Origin of the sequence: Mycolicibacterium arenosum (genome assembly GCF_024320865.1) — a bacterium.
GTDB lineage: Bacteria > Actinomycetota > Actinomycetes > Mycobacteriales > Mycobacteriaceae > Mycobacterium > Mycobacterium arenosum.
In genome coordinates this window covers 52,531-73,653 of sequence record NZ_JANDBD010000015.1, presented here as the reverse complement: position 1 = coordinate 73,653, position 21,123 = coordinate 52,531, and the positions used below count along the sequence as shown (strand labels likewise).

The 21,123-nt window shown below is 68.4% G+C and carries 18 protein-coding genes; 13 read left to right on the top strand and 5 right to left on the bottom strand.

Annotation, left to right across the window (positions count from 1 at the left end; all coding sequences use genetic code 11):
• Nucleotide 1: 1 nt before the first annotated feature.
• The 3 genes from NM203_RS29015 to NM203_RS29005 all read left to right on the top strand — a co-directional run bounded on the left by NM203_RS29015 (nucleotide 2) and on the right by NM203_RS29005 (nucleotide 2,801).
• Nucleotides 2-1,492 carry a cobyric acid synthase gene (locus NM203_RS29015; protein ID WP_255064167.1) on the top strand — a complete coding sequence of 497 codons (1,491 nt, stop codon included), beginning with the start codon at nucleotides 2-4 and terminating at the stop codon, nucleotides 1,490-1,492.
• Nucleotides 1,489-2,136, top strand: coding sequence for a hypothetical protein (locus NM203_RS29010; RefSeq protein WP_255064165.1), 648 nt, complete (start codon nucleotides 1,489-1,491; stop codon nucleotides 2,134-2,136). The genes NM203_RS29015 and NM203_RS29010 overlap by 4 nt, the downstream gene beginning before the upstream one ends.
• 101 nt (nucleotides 2,137-2,237) lie before the next feature.
• Nucleotides 2,238-2,801, top strand: a complete 564-nt coding sequence (locus NM203_RS29005) for an alpha/beta fold hydrolase (RefSeq protein ID WP_255064164.1) — start codon at nucleotides 2,238-2,240, stop codon at nucleotides 2,799-2,801.
• 27 nt (nucleotides 2,802-2,828) lie between these two features.
• Here the strand turns inward: NM203_RS29005 and NM203_RS29000 are convergent, their stop codons facing one another.
• Entirely contained in the window at nucleotides 2,829-4,403 is a 1,575-nt protein-coding gene (locus tag NM203_RS29000) for an amino acid permease (protein ID WP_255064163.1), read from the bottom strand.
• Between the two features lie 169 nt (nucleotides 4,404-4,572).
• Here NM203_RS29000 and NM203_RS28995 point away from each other — a divergent pair, with 169 nt between their 5' ends.
• Genes NM203_RS28995 through NM203_RS28975 form a run of 5 tightly spaced genes read left to right on the top strand, consistent with a single transcriptional unit; the run spans nucleotide 4,573 to nucleotide 9,518 of the window.
• Nucleotides 4,573-5,937, top strand: a complete 1,365-nt coding sequence (locus NM203_RS28995) for a glutamine synthetase family protein (protein ID WP_255064155.1) — start codon at nucleotides 4,573-4,575, stop codon at nucleotides 5,935-5,937.
• Nucleotides 5,918-6,661, top strand: coding sequence for a gamma-glutamyl-gamma-aminobutyrate hydrolase family protein (locus tag NM203_RS28990; protein WP_255064153.1), 744 nt, complete (start codon nucleotides 5,918-5,920; stop codon nucleotides 6,659-6,661). The genes NM203_RS28995 and NM203_RS28990 overlap by 20 nt, the downstream gene beginning before the upstream one ends.
• Complete coding sequence (locus NM203_RS28985) at nucleotides 6,658-8,016, top strand: aldehyde dehydrogenase family protein (protein ID WP_255064152.1); 1,359 nt, start codon at nucleotides 6,658-6,660, stop codon at nucleotides 8,014-8,016. The genes NM203_RS28990 and NM203_RS28985 overlap by 4 nt, the downstream gene beginning before the upstream one ends.
• Nucleotides 8,016-8,789 carry a 3-oxoacyl-ACP reductase gene (locus tag NM203_RS28980; protein ID WP_255064151.1) on the top strand — a complete coding sequence of 258 codons (774 nt, stop codon included), beginning with the start codon at nucleotides 8,016-8,018 and terminating at the stop codon, nucleotides 8,787-8,789. The genes NM203_RS28985 and NM203_RS28980 overlap by 1 nt, the downstream gene beginning before the upstream one ends.
• 9 nt (nucleotides 8,790-8,798) lie before the next feature.
• Nucleotides 8,799-9,518 carry a FadR/GntR family transcriptional regulator gene (locus NM203_RS28975; protein ID WP_255064150.1) on the top strand — a complete coding sequence of 240 codons (720 nt, stop codon included), beginning with the start codon at nucleotides 8,799-8,801 and terminating at the stop codon, nucleotides 9,516-9,518.
• Between the two features lie 3 nt (nucleotides 9,519-9,521).
• On the opposite strand, the gene NM203_RS28970 is transcribed toward NM203_RS28975, so the two are convergent.
• Both NM203_RS28970 and NM203_RS28965 read right to left on the bottom strand, forming a co-directional pair.
• A complete protein-coding gene (locus NM203_RS28970; protein WP_255064149.1) occupies nucleotides 9,522-9,929 on the bottom strand; it encodes an NUDIX hydrolase in 408 nt (135 codons plus the stop codon).
• Nucleotides 9,930-10,004: 75 nt separating this feature from the next.
• On the bottom strand, nucleotides 10,005-11,612 hold the full coding sequence (locus tag NM203_RS28965) for an HNH endonuclease signature motif containing protein (RefSeq protein ID WP_255064147.1): 1,608 nt from the start codon (nucleotides 11,610-11,612) through the stop codon (nucleotides 10,005-10,007).
• 332 nt (nucleotides 11,613-11,944) lie between these two features.
• Here NM203_RS28965 and NM203_RS28960 point away from each other — a divergent pair, with 332 nt between their 5' ends.
• From NM203_RS28960 to nicT, 5 genes are all read left to right on the top strand, one after another.
• Nucleotides 11,945-13,231: a PGRS repeat-containing protein gene (locus tag NM203_RS28960; protein WP_255064146.1), complete on the top strand. Its 1,287-nt coding sequence runs from the start codon at nucleotides 11,945-11,947 to the stop codon at nucleotides 13,229-13,231.
• A gap of 48 nt (nucleotides 13,232-13,279) precedes the next feature.
• Nucleotides 13,280-16,165 (top strand): AfsR/SARP family transcriptional regulator, encoded by a 2,886-nt coding sequence (locus tag NM203_RS28955; RefSeq protein WP_255064145.1) that lies wholly within the window; start codon nucleotides 13,280-13,282, stop codon nucleotides 16,163-16,165.
• A 39-nt stretch (nucleotides 16,166-16,204) separates the two neighbouring features.
• Nucleotides 16,205-16,531: an ArsR/SmtB family transcription factor gene (locus NM203_RS28950; protein WP_255064143.1), complete on the top strand. Its 327-nt coding sequence runs from the start codon at nucleotides 16,205-16,207 to the stop codon at nucleotides 16,529-16,531.
• 88 nt (nucleotides 16,532-16,619) lie between these two features.
• The gene (locus NM203_RS28945; protein WP_255064142.1) at nucleotides 16,620-17,444 is read left to right on the top strand and encodes a class I SAM-dependent methyltransferase; all 825 of its coding nucleotides are present in this window, start codon (nucleotides 16,620-16,622) and stop codon (nucleotides 17,442-17,444) included.
• Nucleotides 17,445-17,512: 68 nt separating this feature from the next.
• Nucleotides 17,513-18,604 carry a Nickel transporter NicT gene (nicT, locus tag NM203_RS28940; protein WP_255064140.1) on the top strand — a complete coding sequence of 364 codons (1,092 nt, stop codon included), beginning with the start codon at nucleotides 17,513-17,515 and terminating at the stop codon, nucleotides 18,602-18,604.
• Here nicT and mtr read toward each other — a convergent pair.
• Both mtr and NM203_RS28930 read right to left on the bottom strand, forming a co-directional pair.
• Nucleotides 18,595-19,995, bottom strand: a complete 1,401-nt coding sequence (gene mtr, locus NM203_RS28935) for a mycothione reductase (protein ID WP_255064138.1) — start codon at nucleotides 19,993-19,995, stop codon at nucleotides 18,595-18,597. The two genes, nicT and mtr, sit on opposite strands and share 10 nt — an antisense overlap.
• Nucleotides 19,996-19,999: 4 nt before the next feature.
• Nucleotides 20,000-21,046, bottom strand: coding sequence for an alpha/beta hydrolase (locus NM203_RS28930; protein ID WP_255064136.1), 1,047 nt, complete (start codon nucleotides 21,044-21,046; stop codon nucleotides 20,000-20,002).
• Nucleotides 21,047-21,123: the final 77 nt, after the last annotated feature.

Sequence of the window (21,123 nt, the reverse complement as noted above, 5' to 3'; positions counted from 1 at the left end):
CATGACGGGCGGCGCTCTGCTGATCGCGGGCACGACGTCCGACGCGGGCAAGTCGATGGTGGTCGCCGGGCTGTGTCGGCTGCTGGCGCGCAAGGGCGTTCGCGTGGCGCCCTTCAAAGCGCAGAACATGTCGAACAACTCGGCTGTGACCGTCGAGGGCGGCGAGATCGGCCGCGCGCAGGCGATGCAGGCGCGCGCCGCCGGACTGGCACCCAGCGTGCGATTCAACCCGATTCTGCTCAAGCCGTCCGGTGACCGGACGTCTCAGCTCGTCGTCCGGGGCCGGGTGGCGGGCTCGGTCGGGGCGGGCGACTACTTCACCCATCGAGCCGAACTCGCCGAGGTGGTGGCCACCGAACTCGCCTCGCTGCGAAGCGAATTCGACGCGGTGATCTGCGAGGGCGCCGGCTCGCCCGCCGAGATCAACCTGCGGGCAACCGATCTCGCGAACATGGGGCTCGCCCGAATGGGTGAGCTGCCCGTCGTCATCGTGGGCGACATCGATCGCGGTGGGCTGCTGGCACACCTGTTCGGCACGGTCGCCGTCCTGGAGCCCGCCGATCAGCGGCTCATCGCGGGCTTCGTGGTGAACAAGTTCCGCGGTGACCCGGCCCTGCTGGCGCCGGGCCTCGACCAGTTGGCCGGGCTCACCGGCAGACCGACGTACGGGGTCGTGCCCCACAGCGACGAACTCTGGCTCGACGCCGAGGATTCGCTCTCGGTCCAGCCCCACCGTGTCGTCGGCAGACCGCAGGTGCCGCGAGGCGACGACTGGCTGACCGTCGCGGCCGTCCGTCTGCCGCGCATCTCCAACTCCACCGACGTCGAGGCGCTGGCGTGTGAGCCGGGGGTGCTCGTGCGGTGGGTCTCCGACCCCGCCGATCTGGCCGACGTCGACGTCGTCGTGCTGCCGGGGAGCAAGTCCACCGTCGCCGACCTGGCGTGGTTGCGCGAGCGGGGACTCGCCGACGGAATCGTCCTCCACGCGCGAGCGGGTCGCCCGGTGCTCGGTGTGTGCGGTGGGTTTCAGATGCTGTGCCGGACCATCGACGACCCGGTGGAGTCGCGGGCCGGGGTCACCGCGGGCCTGGGGCTTCTGGACGCCGACATCGTGTTCGACCCCGACAAGACGCTCGCCCACTGGGAGTCGCCACTGCACGGTTACGAGATCCACCACGGCCGGGTGACGCGCTCCGCCGAGGACGACTGGCTGGGCGTCGGAATCCGCCGGGACGCCGTGTTCGGCACGCACTGGCACGGGCTCCTCGACAACGACGACGTACGGCGCCGGTGGCTGGCAGACGTTGCGCGGGCGGCCGGCCGCACCGGATTCGTCGGCGCCGACGACGTCGACGTGACGGCGTCGCGCGACCGGCAACTCGACGTCATGGCCGACCTCCTCGAGGCGCACCTCGACACCGCCGCCGTGCTTGCACTGCTGGCCGACGGCCCGCCCGACCGGCCCGTCATCACCTCGGCGCTGGCACTGTGAAGGCGACGCTGCTGGCACTCGTCGTGTTGCTCAGCGGGTGCACCGTCGTTGCCGGGACTCCGGTGTGGCGCGGCGCCCGCCTTGAGCAGGCGCTGCTGACCGCCGCGGACTTCCCACCCGGCGTGCAGTTCGACCGCATCGTGGAGGCACCGGACCGGCCCGACGGTCAGGGCGGCCCGCCCGCCATGCTGTCGCGGCCGGAGGGGTGCTCGGACGGCCTCACGCGGGTCATCGAGAGGTCCGCCGAGCGCGGCCCTGGAAGCGCGGAGAAGTACGTCGTCGCCTACGACGGTGCCCGCATGGTGATGACGGTGCTGTCGTGGAATCTCGACATGGCGGCGCTCGCCGCCGTCGCCGATCGGTGTGCGGCGTACGAGACGTACTTCGACGCCGCCGCACAGGGGATTCCCGTCACGACGACGCGCATCGACGGACCGCGGCCCGACGCCCTGGTGTACGAGCAGGCGATGGATCTCAGTGGACTGCGGAGCAACGTGTTCTTCTCGTTCGAGAACGTCGGCGACTCCGCGGTGTTCGGCATCGCGTTCCCGACGGTCAACCCTGCGATCGCCGTCAAAGGGATGTTGCCGCAGACGTTTCTGGACGTTGCCGAAAAGCAGGCCCAGCGCCTGGAACCGCGCTGAGAAGTCCGGGTGAGACCACCCGAACCGCCCCGAGTCGCTTCGCTCCTGCCCGCCGAGCCGAAACCCGTGCCCAGCGCGAGTTCAGCCGATACGGTGGCGGAATGCCTTCGACCATGGTGACCATCGACGGTTTCCCGGCCACCGTCGACGTGTCGGGCCCCGACAAGGGGTCGGTCGTCGCGTTGCTCGGCGCCGCGCAGCAGGCGCCCGCGGCCTATGACGCGGTCTGCCAGCGCCTGCACACGGCTTCGCTGCGCACCGTCGTCATCGCGCCGGATCCGCGGCTGAGCGCCAAGGCCGTCGTCGGAATTCTCGACACGCTCGATGTGAAGTGGTCGCTGCTGGTCGGTGACCGCGTGGGCGGTGAACTGGCCTGGGAACTGGCGGCCACCAGGCTGGACCGGTTCATCGGGCTGGTGGTCATCGATCGCGGCCATCCGAGGGTCCCCGACCCGGCGGGCGTCGTCCGCGACGAACACTGCCCGCCCGTCGAGGTGAACACCACCGCGCTGGTCAGCACGCCCGCCGCCCGCGCGGTCGCGAAGGCCAGTCAGCGGTACGTCTACGGCGACTACCGGCTCGTCGAACTGCAGGGCCGCCGTAACGCCCAGGAGTCCACCGCGCAACTGGCCGCCGAGATCGTGCTGCGTACGAGCACCTGGTGATCCCGGCGGCCAGTCGGTCGCGTGCGGTTACTTGTCGACGATGACTTCCTTGCCGTCAGCGGTCAGCTCGACCTGCTTGATCGGGCCGGTGAACCAGTTCTTCACCGACACGTGCCAGTAGATGTAGAGCAGGATCAGCACGCCGCCGACCAGAAGCGGCGTGTAGTTCACGTACTTCCACTCGAAGCCCGGATCCCACGGCGCACCGAGGTTCGACGTCGGCCACAGCGCGATGAACGACGTCAGCAGGATCTCGATCAGCGCGAGCGGCGCCATCCACTTGTGGTGACCGCGCAGGTTCCACTTGCCGACCGGGAAGTCGTCCCCGGCCTTCCAGCGGTAGTAGATCGGCACCGCGAAGCACAGGTACAGCCCGACGACGCCGATCGACACCACTGCGAAGAACGCGATGGGCACTGGTGCGCCGTTGATGTCGACCTCGACGAGTGCGGGCAGCGTGATGACCGCCGCGAGCGTCGCCGTGACGATGACGGCGTTGGCGGGGATCTTGTTCGCGTTGACCTTCGACCACAGCTGGTGGCCGGGCACGGCGCGATCGCGGCTGAACGCGAACAGCATGCGCGACGCGCTGGTCTGGCAGGCCGTGGTGCAGAAGAGCTGACCGGCCGTCGAGATCAGCAGCACGATGCCCATCCACTGGCTGTCGAGCGCCTGGCCGAAGATCACCGCCACCGCACCGCCGCCCGCGGTCACCTCGTCGACGTCCTGCACGGCGAACAGGAACGTCAGCAGCAGGATCCAGCCGCCGATCGACGAGTAGAAGATCGACCGCCAAATGCCTTTGGCCGCACCGTCGGCCGCGCTCTTGGTCTCCTCGGAGAGGTGCGCCGACGCGTCGTACCCGGTGATCGTGTACTGGGTCAGGATCGCCGAGATCGGCAGCACGAAGAAGATGAAGGCGATGCCGGTCTCGCCGCCGAAGAAGCCGGTGTTGTTGACCGTCGTCGCGAACACGTCGCTGAAGCTGGCGTGCTGCTCGGGTAGCAGCCACAGGATTCCGACCACGGTGATCGCGCCCGCGACGTGCCACCACACCGAGATGTTGTTGATGACGGCGAGCAGGTGCGAGGAGAAGATGTTGATGGTCGCCACCAGGACCAGGATGACCAGGAACATCACGAAGACGCGGGTCAGGCTGTAGCCCTCGGCCCAGGTCTCGCTGAACGTGCTGAGCGTCAGGTCCAGGAACGTCGCTGAACCGTACGCCACCGACGCCAGGATGGCGATCAGGCCGATGAGGTTCAGCCATCCGGTGTAGAAACCGGCCTTCGCGCCCCCGAGTTTGGCTGCCCACCAATAGATTCCACCCGACGTGGGGTAGGCCGAGACGAGTTCGGACATGCACAGTCCGATCATCAGGATGAAGACGGAGACGATCGGCCAGCCCCAGGCGATGGCCGCTGGTCCGCCGTTGTTCCAGCCGAGGCCGAACGACGTGAAGCAGCCCGCCAGGATCGAGATGATCGAGAACGAGATGGCGAAGTTGCTGAAGCCCGACCACGTGCGGTTCAGCTCCTGGGTGTAACCCAACGAGGCGAGGTGCTTTTCGTCCTCGTCCAGAATTTCGTGACCCTCTGGCACTGTGTTCTCCTTTTCGGCAGCCGCTTGGCCTAGAGGCACAATAGGATGCCAAAGGTCTGGTGTCCTACCTTTGACAATGAAGACCGCGTAACGGCGACCTGTGAGTCTGCTGAAAACCCGTCTCCAATGGTCTAATTGTCGTCATCATCGACCGCGAAGAGGAGCGAACGTGAGCGATCAGCCACCGCTGAGCAAAGCCGACCTCGAGAAGCTCATCGCCGCTGGCGAGGTGGACACGGTGATCGTGGCCTTCGCCGACATGCAGGGGCGCCTCACCGGCAAACGGATCTCGGCCCGGCTGTTCCTCGACGACGTCGTGGCGCACGGCGCGGAGTGCTGCAACTACCTGCTCGCCGTCGATGTCGACAACAACACCGTCGACGGGTATGCGATCTCGAGTTGGGAGACCGGATACGGCGACATGGTCATGACGCCGGACTTCTCGACACTGCGCCTGCTGCCGTGGCTGTCCCGCACCGCGCAGGTGATGGCCGACCTGTCGTGGACCGACGGCACACCCGTCGTGCAGGCGCCGCGGAGCATCCTGCGCAGGCAACTCGACCGCCTCGCCGAACGGGGCATGACCGCCGTCGCCGCAACCGAACTCGAGTTCATGGTGTTCGACACCGGGTACCGGGAGGCGTGGAAGGCCGGGTACCGCGACCTCACGCCCGCCACCGACTACAACATCGACTACGCGATGCTGGCCTCCACCAGGATGGAGCCACTGCTGCACGACATCCGGGTGGGGATGGAGGGCGCGGGCATGTACTGCGAGGGGGTCAAGGGGGAGTGCAACCTCGGCCAGCAGGAGATCGGGTTCCGCTACGACGAGGCGCTCACCACGTGCGACAACCACACGATCTACAAGAACGGTGCCAAGGAGATCGCCGACAAGCACGGCAAGAGCCTGACCTTCATGGCCAAATTCGATCAGCGCGAGGGCAACAGCTGCCACATCCACATCTCGTTCCGCGGGACGGACGGCACGGCGGTGTTCGCCGACGACGCCGACGACCTGGGGATGTCGACGATGTTCCGCAGCTTCGTCGCGGGCCAGATCGCGACACTGCGCGAGTTCACGCTGTTCTACGCACCGAACATCAACTCCTACAAGCGGTTCGTGGACGGCAGCTTCGCGCCAACCGCCGTCGCCTGGGGCATCGACAACCGGACGTGCGCGCTGCGCGTGGTCGGGCACGGCCACGGTATGCGGATGGAGTGTCGTGCGCCGGGTGGCGACGTCAACCAGTATCTGGCGGTCGCGGCTCTGATCGCGGGTGGCCTGCACGGTATCGACCAGGGCCTCGAACTCGAGGAGGCCTGTTCGGGCAACGCCTACACCGGAGGCGCGCAACGGCTTCCGACGACGATGGCCGAGGCCGCCGAGCTCTTCAACGGCTCGGACGTCGCGCGCACCGCGTTCGGCGACGACGTCGTCGACCACTACCTGAACAACGCGAAAGTGGAGCTCACCGCGTTCAACTCGGCGGTCACCGACTGGGAGCGGGTGCGTGGCTTCGAACGACTCTAGGCCCGTCCTCGGCCTGACCACCTACCTGCAACGTGCCCAGACCGGCGTCTGGGACGTCACCGCCAGCTTCCTGCCCGCCATCTACCTCGAGGGCGTCACGCGCGCCGGTGGCATCGCGACGCTGCTGCCGCCGCAACCGGTCGACGACTCCGTCGCCGACCGGGTGCTCGACGGGCTCGACGGGCTGGTCATCACCGGCGGTCGCGACGTCGACCCGGCGACCTACGGGCAGCCCGCGCACCCCACCACCGACCAGCCGGCACGAGACCGCGACGCGTGGGAATTCATCCTGCTGCGAAGGGCTTTGGCGCGCAGGCTGCCGGTGCTCGGCATCTGTCGAGGTGCCCAGGTCGTCAACGTCGCGTTCGGCGGCACTCTGCATCAGCACCTTCCCGACGTCATCGGCCACACCCGGCACCAGCCGGGTAACGCGGTCTTCACGACGTCGTCGGTGCGCACCGTGCCGGGCACCCGGCTCGCCACTGTCATCGGTGAATCGTCCGACGCGCAGTGCTACCACCACCAGGCGATCGATCGCCTCGGCGAGGGCCTGATCGTGTCGGCACTGGACGTCACCGACGGGGTCATCGAGGCGGTCGAGATTCCGGGCGACGATTTCGTGCTGGCCGTCCAGTGGCATCCGGAGGAGCGGCTGGACGACCTCCGGCTCTTCGCCGCGGTGGTGCAGGCGGCCGCTGGATACGCAACAGAGAGGATCCGATGACCCCGCTGATCAACCCGGCGACCGAAGAGGTGCTGCGCACCGTCGATCTGCTGGAGGTCGACGCCGTCGATGACGCGGTCGCACGCGCGGCCATCGCGCAGAAGCGGTGGGCCGCAGCCGCACCCAGCGAGAGGGCCGGCGCGCTCAGGTCTTTCGCCGCGGCGGTGGACAGCCACATCGGCGAGCTCGCCGCGCTGGAAGTTGCGAACTCCGGACACGTGATCGGCAATGCCGAGTGGGAGGCGGGGCACGTCCGCGACGTGCTGACGTACTACTCAGCAAGTCCGGAACGTCTTCTGGGTCAGCAGATTCCCGTCGCGGGAGGTATCGACGTCACGTTCAACGAGCCGCTCGGCGTCGTCGCCGTGATCGCCCCGTGGAACTTCCCGATGACGATCGCCGCGTGGGGCTTCGTTCCGGCACTCGCCGCGGGCAACGCGGTGCTGGTCAAGCCGGCCGAGATCACGCCGCTCACCACGATGCGGCTGGGCGAGCTGGCGCTGGAGGCGGGGCTGCCCGAGGGGCTGTTCCAGGTGCTGCCCGGCAAGGGGTCGGTGGTGGGGGAGCGGTTCATCACCCATCCCGACGTCCGCAAGATCGTCTTCACCGGGTCCACCGAAGTGGGCATGCGGGTGATGGCGGGCGCTGCGGCACAGGTGAAGCGGGTGACCCTCGAGCTGGGTGGCAAGAGCGCGAACATCGTGTTCGACGACTGCGATCTCGAGAAGGCCGCCGCAACAGCGCCCTACGGTGTCTTCGACAACGCCGGGCAGGACTGCTGCGCGCGAAGCCGGATCCTGGTGCAGCGCAACGTCTACGACCGCTTCATGGAACTGTTCGAGCCGGCTGTCAAGGGCGTCGTCGTCGGTGACCCGGCGGCGCGGGAGACCGAGATGGGCCCGCTGGTGTCGAAACCGCACTGGGAGACGGTGTCGTCCTACGTTCCCGACGGTGCACCGATCGCGTTTCAGGGCTCCGCACCGTCGGGACCCGGTTACTGGTTCGCGCCCACGGTGCTCACCCCGGCGCGCACCGACCGATCGGTGACCGAGGAGATCTTCGGCCCCGTCGTGACGGTGCTGCCGTTCGAGGACGAGGCCGATGCGATCGAGCTCGCCAACGACACGCCGTACGGTTTGTCCGGGTCGATCTGGACCGAGAACCTGTCGCGGGCGATGCGCGTGTCACACGCCGTCGAGTCGGGCAACCTGAGCGTCAACTCGCACTCGTCGGTGCGGTACAACACGCCGTTCGGCGGCTTCAAGCAGTCGGGGCTCGGGCGCGAGCTCGGACCCGATGCGCCGCTGCACTTCACGGAAACCAAGAACGTCTTCTTTGCGATCGGAGAAAAGTAGTGGATCTGACCCAGCGGCTGGCGGGCAAGGTCGCCGTCATCACCGGAGGCGCCAGCGGCATCGGGCTGGCCACGGCCAAGCGGATGCGCGCCGAGGGCGCCACCATCGTCATCGGTGACATCGATCCGAAGACCGGCAAGACCGTCGCCGACGACCTGAACGGAACGTTCGTCAAGGTCGACGTGTCGGATCAGGTCGAGGTGGACGCGCTGTTCGACACGGCGGCCGAGGAGCACGGCTCGGTCGACATCGCGTTCAACAACGCTGGTATCAGTCCTCCAGAGGACGACCTGATCGAGGTGACCGGTATCGACGCGTGGGACCGGGTTCAGGACATCAATCTGAAGTCGGTGTTCTTCTGCTGCAAGGCGGCACTGCGTCACATGGTCCCGGCGCAGAAGGGATCGATCGTCAACACCGCCTCGTTCGTGGCGGTGAACGGATCGGCGACATCGCAGATCTCGTACACCGCGTCCAAGGGCGGCGTGCTCGCGATGTCCCGCGAGCTCGGAATCCAATACGCGCGACAGGGGATTCGGGTCAACGCGTTGTGCCCGGGGCCGGTGAACACCCCACTGCTGCAGGAGCTGTTCGCCAAGGATCCGGAGCGGGCCGCGCGGCGGCTGGTCCACGTGCCGATGGGACGGTTCGCCGAACCCGACGAGCTCGCGGCCGCGGTGACGTTCCTGGCCAGTGACGACGCCTCGTTCATCACCGGGTCGACGTTCCTCGTCGACGGCGGCATCACCGGCCACTACGTCACTCCGCTGTGACGGCCTGACGTGACCGAGCCGGATCCGCAGCCGACGAGTGAGACGCTGCTGCGCCCGGTCCGGCTCGGGAACGCGTTCGAGGACACGGTCGCGCGGTTGCTCGAGACGATCCGGCTCGGTGTGTTCGAACCGGGCCAGTCGTTGCCGCCGGAACGCGAGTTGGCCGTACGCCTGGGCGTCAGCCGCGACACCGTACGCGAGGCGATCAAGTCACTCGCCGAAGCCGGGTATCTGGTGTCCCGACGCGGCCGGTACGGCGGCACCTTCCTGGCTGACGAGCTGCCCAAGCCGAGCGGGGACGGAGTCCGGTTCAGCCGCAACGACATCGACGACACGCTGCGGCTGCGCGAGATCCTCGAATGCGGTGCCGCGCGGATCGCCGCGGGTCGCACCATGACCGCTGCCGAACGAGAGGCATTGTGGGCCAAGCACCTCGACGTACGCAACGCCGCACCGGAGGACTACCGAAGGCTCGACTCGCGGCTGCACCTCGCGATCGCCGAGGCGGCGGGGGTGCCGTCGCTGGTGCCGCTGGTGGCCGAGAACCGCATGCGGCTCAATGAGATGCTCGACCACATCCCGATGGTGCCTCGTAACATCGCGCACTCCGACGAGCAGCACGAGGCCATCGTGATGAGAATCCTCGCCGGTGACGGCGACGGCGCGGCGGATGCGATGGCGGCACACGTCTGGGGGTCGGCGTCGCTGCTGCACGGCTTCCTGGACTGACGATCACTCACACACGAGCGTCAGCACTGCGTTTCGGGTGAGCGGCGCGAGTTCGATGTCACCGGGTGCAGCCGGATCGACCCAGAGAAGTTCGTCGATCTCGGCGGAGGCTTGGGGAGTGCCGATGGGACGCACCAGGAAGAGCTCGGCCTCGACGGTGTGATCCGGTTCGTTGGCAGCCGGTGCGACGTGCCGTCCCAGGAAGCGCACCGATTCGGCGACGATGCCGACGTCGAGCTCCTCGGTGACCTCGCGGTGCAGGGCCTCGACGGGCGTTTCGCCGGGCCTGATCTTGCCGCCGGGTTGCATGAACGCGGCTGTCCCGCGCTTGCGTACCAGCAGGATGCGACCGAAGTCGTCCACGATCACCGCTGCGGCGACCCTGATCACCGTCGGCGTGCTGTCGGTCACCCGGAAAGTATCTCACGGGGCCGTGAACATCCATGAGCCCGAACAGGATCGGCGCGAGCTGCGGGTGTCACCTGTTCAGAACGGTGCGGTGCTCTGGGCGAGGCGGTCTTCGTGGTTGCGTCGTCGTTCGGCGGTGATGCTCGCGGCGCGTTGTTGGGCGCGGGTGCGTCGGCGGGTGGGCATGCGCAGGTCGCGGCCGGGGGTGGGTTCGGTGACCACCGGTGTCGGGGTGTCCGGTAGTGGTGTGGTGGGGTCCCAGTTCGGGAAGGAGATCCGCGAGCCCGGCGGCGCTCGGTGTTTCAGCCCCGATGGACTCGTCCACACGATCGTGCCGTCGGCGAGCTGCTGAGTACTCCAGCCGCCCTCACCGACCCAGAACGTCTTGAGCAGGTGATGTTTTCGGCACAGCGTGGCGATGTTGCCCGGATGGGTCAGCCCGCCGGGGCGGCCGTAGGGGACGGTGTGGTCGAGGTCGGCGTATTCGGCCGGGTGATCGCAGCCGAGGAAGCGGCATGTCATGTCGCGGGCCCGTACGAGGCGTTGGGTCGCGATAGAGGGCCGGTAGCGGATCTCGGCGGTCACCTCCTCCGGGGTGGCGATGGTGCGGATGCTCGCGCCCATCCGGCACAGGTCGGCCAGCAGCGCGGCGGGCAGGACGCTCCCGCCGGCGACGATCGCGGTGTAGCCACACGGGGCGGTGGTCGCGGGGGTGGAAGCAGCTGTCTCGCAATCGGCGTCGTCGACGCCGTCGGCATCCTCGGGTGGCGCTTCGTCGGTCCAGTGGTGTTCCCAGTCGTAGTCCGGGTCGTAGCGCGGCCCACCGTCGTCTGGGCCGTCGTCGGGTGCCTCGGGTGCCGGGCCGTCGGCGGGGTGGGGGTTGTCGGTGAGGACGAGGATCTCGAAGTGCTTACCGCGGGCGTCGGGCCCGGTGGCCGGGCAGTCCGCCGATCCGCACAGACACGGCAGGTGATCGCCGCCGGCGTTGATGATCCCGAGGGCGGCCACGCGACGCTCGCCGTGGCTGCGCGGATCCTCGGGACACACCGATGCCGCCATGGCGTCCAGGCGGCGGTCGGTCAGCTCGGCGTCCAGGGCACTGACCCGTCCGTAGATGGATCGGGTGCCGGTGGCGTCGTCGGGTTTACCGAACGCGATGTTCAACGATCTCTGCGCGGTCCGGAACCGGCGCACCGCATCGGGGTCGTGGCGTTCGATCGCGGCGTCGATCGCATCGCAGAGTTTCTGCTCGGAGTAGCCGCCCCACCGGGTGGCCACCGCGGCGAGGTCGGCGTCCACCCGGGCCAGCGCGTCGGGGTCGACGATCAGCTGGGTGCGCCACGACGCGGTGGCCGCCACCTTCAGGGTGATGTCGCCGAGGCGCAGCAGGTCCCCGGTCAGGGGGATCCGGTCGCGCAGGTCCAGGGCCTGATACATCAACCCCGAGGCCGTGCGGTGGCTGACGATCAGGTCGGCGGCGATCTCGGCAGCACAGCAATCCCACGCGTCGCAGGCCGAGCGTTCCCGCGAGAGCGCCAACTCGGTACCCAGCCGCCGGTCGACCAGTTCGGCGATCGCGGCCAGTCGGTGTCCGGCGGTCGCGGCCTCGGCGCGCGCGTACCCGGTGATCGCGAGGTTCAGCGCGGCATCGTCCATCCCCGCCGGATCCCGAAACGCCTCGCACATACATTCGATTATCCGAGAGTCATGCTCTCCTCGCCACGGTGCGAACTCGACCTGTGGATGAAACCCGGACTGTGCACAACCGGCACGGCCGTACCGAAAAACGTCGGACCCGCGTGCTAGTGCCGATGACCATCAACATTCTCACCTGCGGATTTCATCGCTGCTTCAGAGCGGTGGAAAGCGGCGGGCGCACCGTCGAAGCCATGATCCACATGACAACTCGAACTCACGATCTCTGCTCAGCGCGCCATCGCGCGCCGGCGTCCGGCGGATACGTCGGACGCGTCGGTTCACTCGCCGTCGCCCTCGGCGTGGGCGTCACGCTCGTACACGTGGCGTCACCACCACAGCACGCGTCCTCTCCGCGCACCGAACTGACCGCCACCGTCGTCACGTCGCCGGCGCGCCCCGTGGTGGCATCCGTTCGTCCAGTCCACGAGGACGGCACGACGGTGACCGTCCCGCCGCCACGGCACAACGCAGTGAGCACGACCCCGTCCGGCGACATGCCTCACGAACCGCTGTACATCCTGCTCGTCCCGCGTGGCAACGAGCGCCCTGCGGTGCGGGCGTCGTTCGGCACGGCGTCGCCGTATGTGAGTCGCTCGTCCGCGGCAGCAACTGGCGACTCATCATCACGCCCGACGCCCATCGAGCGCATCGCCATCCGGTTGCCGGGCCCGTCGGCGAATCTGCAGCAGCCCGGATTCGTCGACCCGATCACCGCGTTCCTCAGGGTGTTCGTGAGCAACGGCGACGAACCCGGCGAGAACGGTGGCCTGCTGATCGGCAACGGCGCGCCCGGTGCGGCGGGTCAAGCCGGCGGCCGCGGTGGGTTGCTGTTCGGAAACGGAGGTGCCGGAGGTGCGGGCACTGCCGGGCAGGCGGGCGGAAACGGTGGTGCCGCCGGGCTGTTCGGTAACGGAGGTGCGGGAGGCAGGGGCGGGGACGCGATCGGCCAACTCAACGGTGATCAGACCGGCGGCAACGGTGGCCACGGAGGCGCCGGCGGCGCGATCTTCGGCAACGGCGGCCACGGCGGCGGTGGTGGGCACGCGAGCACCGGCTCCGGAACGGTCAACGGTGGAGCCGGTGGAAACGGCGGCGCCTCGGGGCAATTCGGCAACGGCGGCAGCGGCGGTGCAGGCGGAGACGCCACGTCGGGCGGCAGCGGCTCTGCGAACTCCGGCAGCGGCGGCGACGGTGGCGACGCGCAGGCCGTGGGCAACGGCGGTAACGGAGGCGACAGTGGCACGGCGACCAACACGGGCACCACGGATGCGACCGGAAACGGCGGCGGCAACGGTGGAAACGGTGGCGTGCTCGGCTCCGCGGGCAGCGGCGGTAGGGGCGGAAATGCGAAGACCGGCTCGGGCCCCGCGGCGGGTGGCACCGGCGGTGACGGCGGGAACGGTGGCGCGGGTTCACCGGGCGGCAACGGCGGCGACGGTGGCGGTGCCACGTCGACGACCAACACCGGCGCAGGCGGTAACGGGGGCAACGGCGGTGATGGCGGAACCGGCGGAGCGGGCGGTACCGGCGGAACGGGCGGAACCGGCTCCGGGAAGGCCCCCGGCACCCGGAACGGACAGAACGGCGACAACGGTGATGCCGGCTAGTGCGTCAAGATCACCCGCGGTGGGGAAACTTGCGGGACCCTGTAGGGGATGGGGGTGAGTTTCCAGCTACTCGGCGAGATCGAGGCGCGCGTCGACGGCGAGCGCCTCGTTATCGGGCATGCGCGGCAGGCCTGCGTTCTGGCGTGCCTGCTGGTCGACGTCAACCGCCCGGTCCCGACGGATCAACTGATCGACAGGGTCTGGGCCGACGAGCCTCCGCACCGTGCGCGCAATGCGTTGGCCGCGTACGTCTCCCGCCTTCGGCAATCGCTGCGGGATCTCGACGGTGTGGGGATCATCCGCGGGTCCGTCGGCTACACGCTGACGGCCGATGCCGACGCAGTGGATCTGCACCGCTTCCGGGCGCTCGCCCTGACTGCGCGCGCGCACTCCGACGCGGGCGAGGCGGCGAGGACGTTCGACGAGGCGCTGGCGTTGTGGCGGGGCGAGCCGCTCGCCGGCATCGACACGCCCTGGATCAACGAGACCCGCAACTCGATTGAGGCCGAGCGTCTTTCGGTGATCTTGGATCGCAACGACGCGGCGCTGCGGGCCGGTATGCACACGGAGCTGGTAGCGGAACTGGTGACCGGACTGCAGGCGCATCCCCTCGACGAACGGCTCGCGGGCCAACTCATGCTGGCGCAGTCGCGCTGCGGCCGACAGGCCGACGCTCTCGAAACCTATCGGCAGATGCGTGAACGGCTGGTCGACGAGCTCGGTATCGAGCCCTCCCCGACGCTGCGCGCCGTTCATCAGGAGGTTCTCGCTGGATCGCAGCCTCCCGAGCGGCGAGTCCCTGCGAACATACCGGCACCGCAACTGATTTCGCGGCGAGGCGCCAGATTCGTCGGCCGGACCGAGGTCCTGCCCCGAATCACCGCGGCCCTGGAGTCCGGCACCGCGCTGACGCTCACCGGCGTCGGCGGAGTCGGCAAGACGCGGCTCGCGTTCGAGGCCGCCGATCGCGTTCAGGACGACTACCCGGATGGCGTGTGGAGTTGCGAGTTGGCGCCGGTGAGCGACGGGGCGGCCGTGAGCGAGGCCGTTGCCGTGGCTCTCGGGCTCGCCCACGGCCGCAAGCTCGCACCAATCGAGGCGGTGCTCGGCCATCTGCGGACACGGCGGGTGCTGTTGCTCATCGACAACTGCGAGCACGTTCTCGACGACGCGGCGGCGCTGGTCGACCGCATCACCACCGAGTGCGGGGGAGTGTCGGTGCTGGCGACGAGCCGTGAGCCACTGGGCATCGGACTGGAACGTCTGCTCCCCGTCGAGCCCATGCCGCTGCACGAGGCCGAGCAGTTGTTCGCCGAGCGAGCACGCGGCGTGCGGCCCGACTTCGACCTCGAGGCCGAGCCCATCGGCGCCGTCGCCGAGATATGCAGGCGTCTGGACGGCGTGCCCCTGGCCATCGAACTCGCCGCCGCACGCCTGCGGGCGATGAGCAGCCTCGACGTGGCGCGACGTCTCGACCGGCTGCGCCTGCTCACCGGCGGCGCCCGCGGATCCCACCCCCGTCAGCACAGCGTCGCGGCCACGATCGACTGGTCGTACCGGCTGCTGGCGGACCGCGAACAGGCGCTGTTCGCCAGGCTTTCGGTGTTCGCGGGCACCTTCGACCTGGAGGCCGCACACGGTGTGTGTGCGGACGACGGCGATGACGAGGATGACACGCTCGAGTTGCTCACCAGCCTCATCGACAAGTCGATGGTGAGCGTGTTCCGCCACGCGGCCTTCACCCGCTACGCGCTGCTGGAGACGCTGCGCGCCTACGGCCGGGAGCGGTTGGAGGAACGCGGCCAGGATCGGGTCTACGCATCGAGGCACGCGCGTTACTTCGCCGAGCTCTTCGAGCGGGGCTCACTGGAGGTGCGCGGACCCGGCGAGCAGCGGTGGATCGATCGAATGGCGCCCACCGCCGGAACCACCTTCACCGCACCGGATTTCGACAACCTTCGCACAGCCGTCGGCAAGGCGATGGCGGGCGACGACATGGACCTCGCCCTGCGGATCGTGGTGACACTGCCCGAACTGGTGCACCTGCGGGTCGGTTATCACTCGATGGACTGGGTGGAGCGGGTGATCTCGCTGGCGGACCACGACCATCCGCTGTTTCCCGCGGCGGTCGGTGTCGCCGCCCGCGGCGCGTGGGTGCTGGGGCAGTGGACGCGGGTGCGGGAGTTCGCCGAACTGGCCGCTTGTCGCAGACCGCCCGCGGGTACGCAGTACCTCGCCTACCCCGACGACTCGGTCGCCGACATGATCCTCGTCGAGGGCGACGCGGCCGGAGCGCTGGCGCACTACGAAACCGAACTCCGACGACTACAGGGCACCGGTGAACTCGCGCGAGAAGTGTGGGTGCTCTACAACATCACCATCGGACACGACTTCCTGGGCGCACCGGAGGACGGCATCCCCGCTGCCGAGAAGGCCCTGCGTCTCGCGTTACCCGGCGGAAGCCCGAGTACGACGGCGATGGCGCTGAACGCGATGGGCCGGGCGCTCAAGTCGACCGACCACGTGCAGGCGCTCGACCACCTCAGCCGGGCGATCGCGCTCGCGACGCCGGTGCAGAACAACTTCATGACCGGTATCGGTCGCATGGAGACGGCGGCGGTCCACGCGGCCCGTGGCCGACCCGCCGTGGCCGCCCGGATGCTGCGCGAGGTGAACGACCACTGGAGCCAGGCGGGGCCCGGCCCGATCAGCCAGCACTGGCACGCGTTCCGCTACACGCGGGACCTGCTGTACCGCGTCGGCGCCGACGACGACGCCGCGACACTGCAACGCGCCATGAGCTCCGCGGGCTATCACGGTGGCGGCGCGGCGGCGTCCGGTGGCCTCGACACCGGCCAGTCGTCGCTGTCGGGGCCAGAAACCCTCGCGTTCGCCGACGCGTGTCTGCGTCGCCTACTGGAAACACCGGGCTAGCAGCGTACGTCCACGTCGGTCCGGGACTACATTTGCAGGGTGGAGGATCAGTCCGTGGTGGATCTGGCGTCGTCGGCGCTGGCCGACGTCGATACGCCGGGCTGGGCGCGGCGATTCGACCTGCTGTCCGATCCGCACAGGCTGGAGATCCTGCTGAGCCTGCACCGGGCACCGGGGATCTGCGTGAGCGACCTGGCTGCCGCGCTGGGACGATCGGAGAACGCGGTCTCCCAAGCGCTTCGGGTGCTGCGCGGGCAGGGTTGGGTGACCAGTACCCGCTCCGGTCGGTCGGTGAGTTACCGGCTCGACGACGCCACCGTGCACGACCTGCTGCACTGGATCGGCGCCCGCCATCACCACAACTGATCTGGGCATTTCACGCCGTTCAAAGAATTTCCCAAGCGCGCAGCGCGACGATCGTCAGGTTGATACCACGAACCCCTGAGGAGGGGAGATGAGCATTACTGACGAACGAGATGCCGACCGCGCGTTGAAGTCGAAACACCGCGCACTGTGGGCATCCGGTGACTACCCGGCCGTAGCCGCGCAACTCATTCCCGAGCTCGGACCCGAACTGGTGCGGGCATGCGGTGTGCGGGAGGGTGACCGCGTGCTCGACGTCGCGGCCGGCTCGGGTAACGCGGCCATCCCGGCGGCGGCGCGCGGCGCGATCGTGACCGCGAGCGACCTGACGCCGGAGCTGTTCGAGGAGGGCAGGCGCATCGCGTCCGGCCACGGCGTGGAACTGGAGTGGGTCGAAGCTGACGCCGAGGCGATGCCGTTCGCGGACAACAGCTTCGACGTGGTGATGTCCTGCGTGGGCGCCATGTTCGCACCGCATCACCAGGTGGTGGCCGACGAACTGGTCCGGGTGTGCCGACCCGGTGGGACCATCGGCCTCATCAACTGGACCCCCGAAGGCTTCATCGGCCAGCTGTTCGCGACCATGAAGCCGTACGCTCCACCGCCGCCACCCGGGGCCAGCCCGGCGCCGCTGTGGGGTAGCGAGGAGCACGTCGGCGCACTGTTCGGTGACCGGGTCGAGGACCTGGTGCTGCGGCGTCAGACCGTCACGCTGGACCACTGCGCGGAACCGCTGGACTTCCGCGAGTACTGGAAGCGCAACTACGGTCCGACCATCTCCGTGTACAACTTCAATGCTGACAAGCCGGAGCAGCGCGACGCACTGGACACGGATTTCCTGGATTTCCTCACCAGGACGCAGCGCGATGGGGCCTGGGAGGCCGAATACCTTCTGGTCACCGCCACCAAGCGCTGACCGGACGGGCGTGGACCTGCCCATCTGAACAGCTAGACAGGCGTCGGTCGTCACCATAGGGTCGTAGCATGACCGCTTCGGTGACGGCGCAGCCAACGCAGGCGACTGCGACCAGGTTCGACAGGACCGACTGGAGGACGATCGCCGCCATCGGCGGCGTCGTTCTCCTGCTGCACGTATTCGGTTGGGGCGTACTGGTTTTCGGTGTTGCACCGCAGCACATCACCCTGGGTTCGGCCGGGGTCTTCGGCATCGGGCTCGGCGTTACCGCCTACCTGCTCGGCGTTCGTCACGCGTTCGACGCCGACCACATCGCCGTCATCGACAACACCACGCGCAAGCTGGTCGGCGAGGGGAAGAGGTCGCTATCCGCCGGCTTCTGGTTCTCGCTAGGGCACTCCAGCGTCGTGTTCGGGTTGGCGTTCCTGCTGGCCATCGGCGTCCGCGCGGTGGTGGGTCCGGTGCAGGACGAGAACTCGCCGATGCTTCAGACGCTCGGATTGATCGGCTCCGTGGTCGCGGGCACCTTCCTCATCCTGATCGGGCTGACCAACCTGATCGCGGTCGTCGGTATCGCCAAGGTGTTCAAGCAGATGCGAAACGGCGAGCTCGACGAAGCCGAACTGGAACGACAGCTGAACAACCGCGGCTTCCTCGCCCGACTGCTCGGTCGCGTGATGAGCCGGGTCAGCAAGCCGTGGCACCTCTACCCGGTCGGGCTGCTCATGGGCCTGGGGTTCGACACCGCGACGCAGGTGGCGCTTCTGGTACTGGCCGCGGGCACTGCGGCGCTGACGCTGCCGTGGTACGCGATCCTGGTGCTGCCGGTGCTGTTCGCCGCGGGAATGAGCCTGTTCGACGCCCTCGACAGCATCCTGATGTCGCGGGCATACGGTTGGGCGTTCCTCCAGCCGGTGCGCAAGGTCTACTACAACCTGACCGTCACCGTTCTGTCGGTGATCATCGCACTGGTCATCGGCGTCATCGTGCTCGCCGGCCTGCTGGCCGACCGGCTGGGCGTCGACAGTGGACCGCTCGCCCTCATCGGTTCCGCCAACCTGGAATTCGTCGGATTCCTGATCGTGGGTCTGATGCTCGCCGCATGGGCGATCGCCGTCGCCGTGTGGCGTTTCGGCCGTGTCGAGGAGCGCTACTCGTAGAGCTTGAGTAGGGCGTTCTCGACGATCTCGGACAGCGCGGGGTGGATCCAGTACTGGCCGCGGGCGACCTCCTGCGCCGTCTGACCGAGGCTCATCGCCTGAATCAGGGGCTGGATCAACGTCGAGGCCTGATAGCCCATCAGGTGTGCCCCGAGAATGAGCCCGGTGGCCCGGTCGCCGATGACCTTCGCGATGCCGGTGGTGTCCTCCATCGCCCAGCCGTAGGCCGTGTCGCCGTAGTTCTGCACCTTCACCACCACGTCGTGGCCGGCCGCCTTGGCCGCGGCCTCGGTGAGTCCGACGGTGGCGATCTGCGGGCTGGTGAACACCGCCGACGGAACGAAGCGGTGGTCGGACGCGACCATCGCCGCGGTGTCATCCCAGTCCTGCATCAGGTTGTGCCGGACGACGCGCATCTCGTGATTGGCGACGTGCTTGAGCTGATAGGCGGAGGACACGTCGCCGAGCGCGAAGATCCCACGGGCGGTGGTCCGTTGGTAGTCGTCCACCACGACCATTCCGTCGGCGTCCACATCGACGCCGGCCTGCTCGGCGTCGAGGCGGTCGCCGTTGGCGACGCGACCCGTCGCCACCAGCAGCATGTCGGCGCTGATCTCCTTGCCGTCGTCGAGTTCCAGCACGATCCGTTCGCCGTCGTGGTGGGACCCGATGACGTTCTCGTGGGTTCGGACGTCCCACTTCTCGGCGGCGAGATCGGTGAAGCGATGGCAGATCGTCTCGTCGCAGTGGGTCAGGAGGCCGTCGCCGCGAACCACGATCGTGATGCGGACGCCGAGTGCCGAGAACACGTGCGCGAACTCCGCCGCCACGAACCCGCCGCCGACGATCACCAGATGGTCGGGGAGTTCGGCGATCCGCATGATCGTATCGCTCGTCTCGTACGCCACTCCGCAGTCGGCGATGGCCGGTGGGATGCGGATGCGGGAACCGGCGGCGATCACCACCTTGTCGGAGGTGAAGGCGTCACCGGCGTCGGTGCGCAACGTGTAGCGGCCATCGGGCTGGGTAGCACCGAAGCGGACGTGGCTCCGGTAGAGCGTGGTGTTGGGCAGGCCGCCGCGGTAGCGTTCGCCGCCCTCGGAGAGCGGATCGATGCGACCGAACACGCGATCCACGACATCGGGCCAACGCACCTTGTCGATGTGCGCGTCGATGCCGTATCGACTTGAGTGCCTGACGGTTTGGGCCACCTCGGCGGCGTACACGAACATCTTGGTGGGGATGCAGCCGACGTTCAGGCAGGTACCGCCGTAGTGCTCGCCCTCCTCGCACATCGCGATGCGCATCGACGCGTAGCGCGGGTCGACGCTCGGGTCGGGGATGCTGTTGCCCGATCCCGATCCGATGATCGTGAGATCGAAGTGCTCCATGCGGTCAGTCCCGTCCGGGTTGTGTTGAGGCGCTGGCTGATTCAGCGCCGAGGTAGTAGTCCAGCCAGCCGTCGAGTTCGCGGTAGGCGACGTCACGCGGGGCGGGCAGGGACAGGAAGACGTCGTGCTTGGCGTCGGTGATCGGCACGACGACCGTCCGGTTGCCCACACAGCCGGCCCAGCGTGCGATCTGCGCGACGTCCAGCACGGCGTCGCCCCGCTGGATGGCCTCCGGGTCAGGGGCCTCGCTCACGCTGTGGTCCGAACGCAGAATGAGGTTGGGCACGCCGACGTCCAGGCCGCGGTGCAGCTTGGCGTGCCCTCGCCGGATCGCGTTGATCCAGCCGAACGTCACGGGGAACCCGCCGAGAGGCTTCCAGTCCAGGTTGTAATCGAAATCACCCGAGTAGTCCCGATGCAGGGTGGCCCCGTAGCCGCCCTCGGCGATCGGCTTCCGGATCACCGTGGTCTTGCGCCACCGGCCCAGCGCCATCAACGCCGCCGACGTGGGTGCGGCACGCAGGATCGCGGGGCCGTGCAGGTCGAAAAACGGGCTGTTCAACACCAGCCCGCCGACGCCGGCGGCGGTCAACGCCCCGGACTGGCGCAGTCGGTCCAGCCAGAGGGTCACGACGAGCCCACCCGCCGAGTGCCCGTACATCAGGATCTGCGCGCCGTCGGTCTCGGCCGCGACGATCGCCAGCGCACGGGCCAGTTCGGTGTCGTAGTTCTTGAGGTCGGTCGTGAAGTGCGGGGTCTGGCCCTCGAGCCGGGATCGGCCGCACTTGTGCAGGTCCAACGCATAGAACGCGAACCCGCGGGACGCGAAGTGATCGCCGAGTTCGGCGTTGAAGAAGTAGTCGGTGTAGCCGTGCAGGGTGATCACGGCGTGCGCCGCGGGCGCCGGTTCGCCGCGGCGGACGAGTGTCGCGACCAGGTCACCCTCACCGTGCGGATCGGGTCCCAGCGGAATGGTGTGCTGCTGATAACCGGGCAGCACGTCGGACTCCCAGGCCGGAGCCGCTCCGGCGGCGACATCCCTCGGTGTCACGCAGCCACCTTAACCTCGGCGGGGTTCGGAATTCCGCGGCGGGATAATCTGGTATCCCGACGCGCCGCGACCTGCGG

Excerpts from the sequence above, each read along its gene's own strand:
- NM203_RS29015 (WP_255064167.1), top strand. The coding sequence starts at position 2 with ATGACGGGCGGCGCTCTGCTGATCGCGGGCACGACGTCCGACGCGGGC.
- nicT (WP_255064140.1), top strand. The coding sequence starts at position 17,513 with ATGACCGCTTCGGTGACGGCGCAGCCAACGCAGGCGACTGCGACCAGG.
- NM203_RS29005 (WP_255064164.1), top strand. The coding sequence starts at position 2,238 with ATGCCTTCGACCATGGTGACCATCGACGGTTTCCCGGCCACCGTCGAC.
- NM203_RS28955 (WP_255064145.1), top strand. The coding sequence starts at position 13,280 with ATGGGGGTGAGTTTCCAGCTACTCGGCGAGATCGAGGCGCGCGTCGAC.
- mtr (WP_255064138.1), bottom strand. The coding sequence starts at position 19,995 with ATGGAGCACTTCGATCTCACGATCATCGGATCGGGATCGGGCAACAGC.
- NM203_RS28965 (WP_255064147.1), bottom strand. The coding sequence starts at position 11,612 with ATGTGCGAGGCGTTTCGGGATCCGGCGGGGATGGACGATGCCGCGCTG.
- NM203_RS28945 (WP_255064142.1), top strand. The coding sequence starts at position 16,620 with ATGAGCATTACTGACGAACGAGATGCCGACCGCGCGTTGAAGTCGAAA.
- NM203_RS28985 (WP_255064152.1), top strand. The coding sequence starts at position 6,658 with ATGACCCCGCTGATCAACCCGGCGACCGAAGAGGTGCTGCGCACCGTC.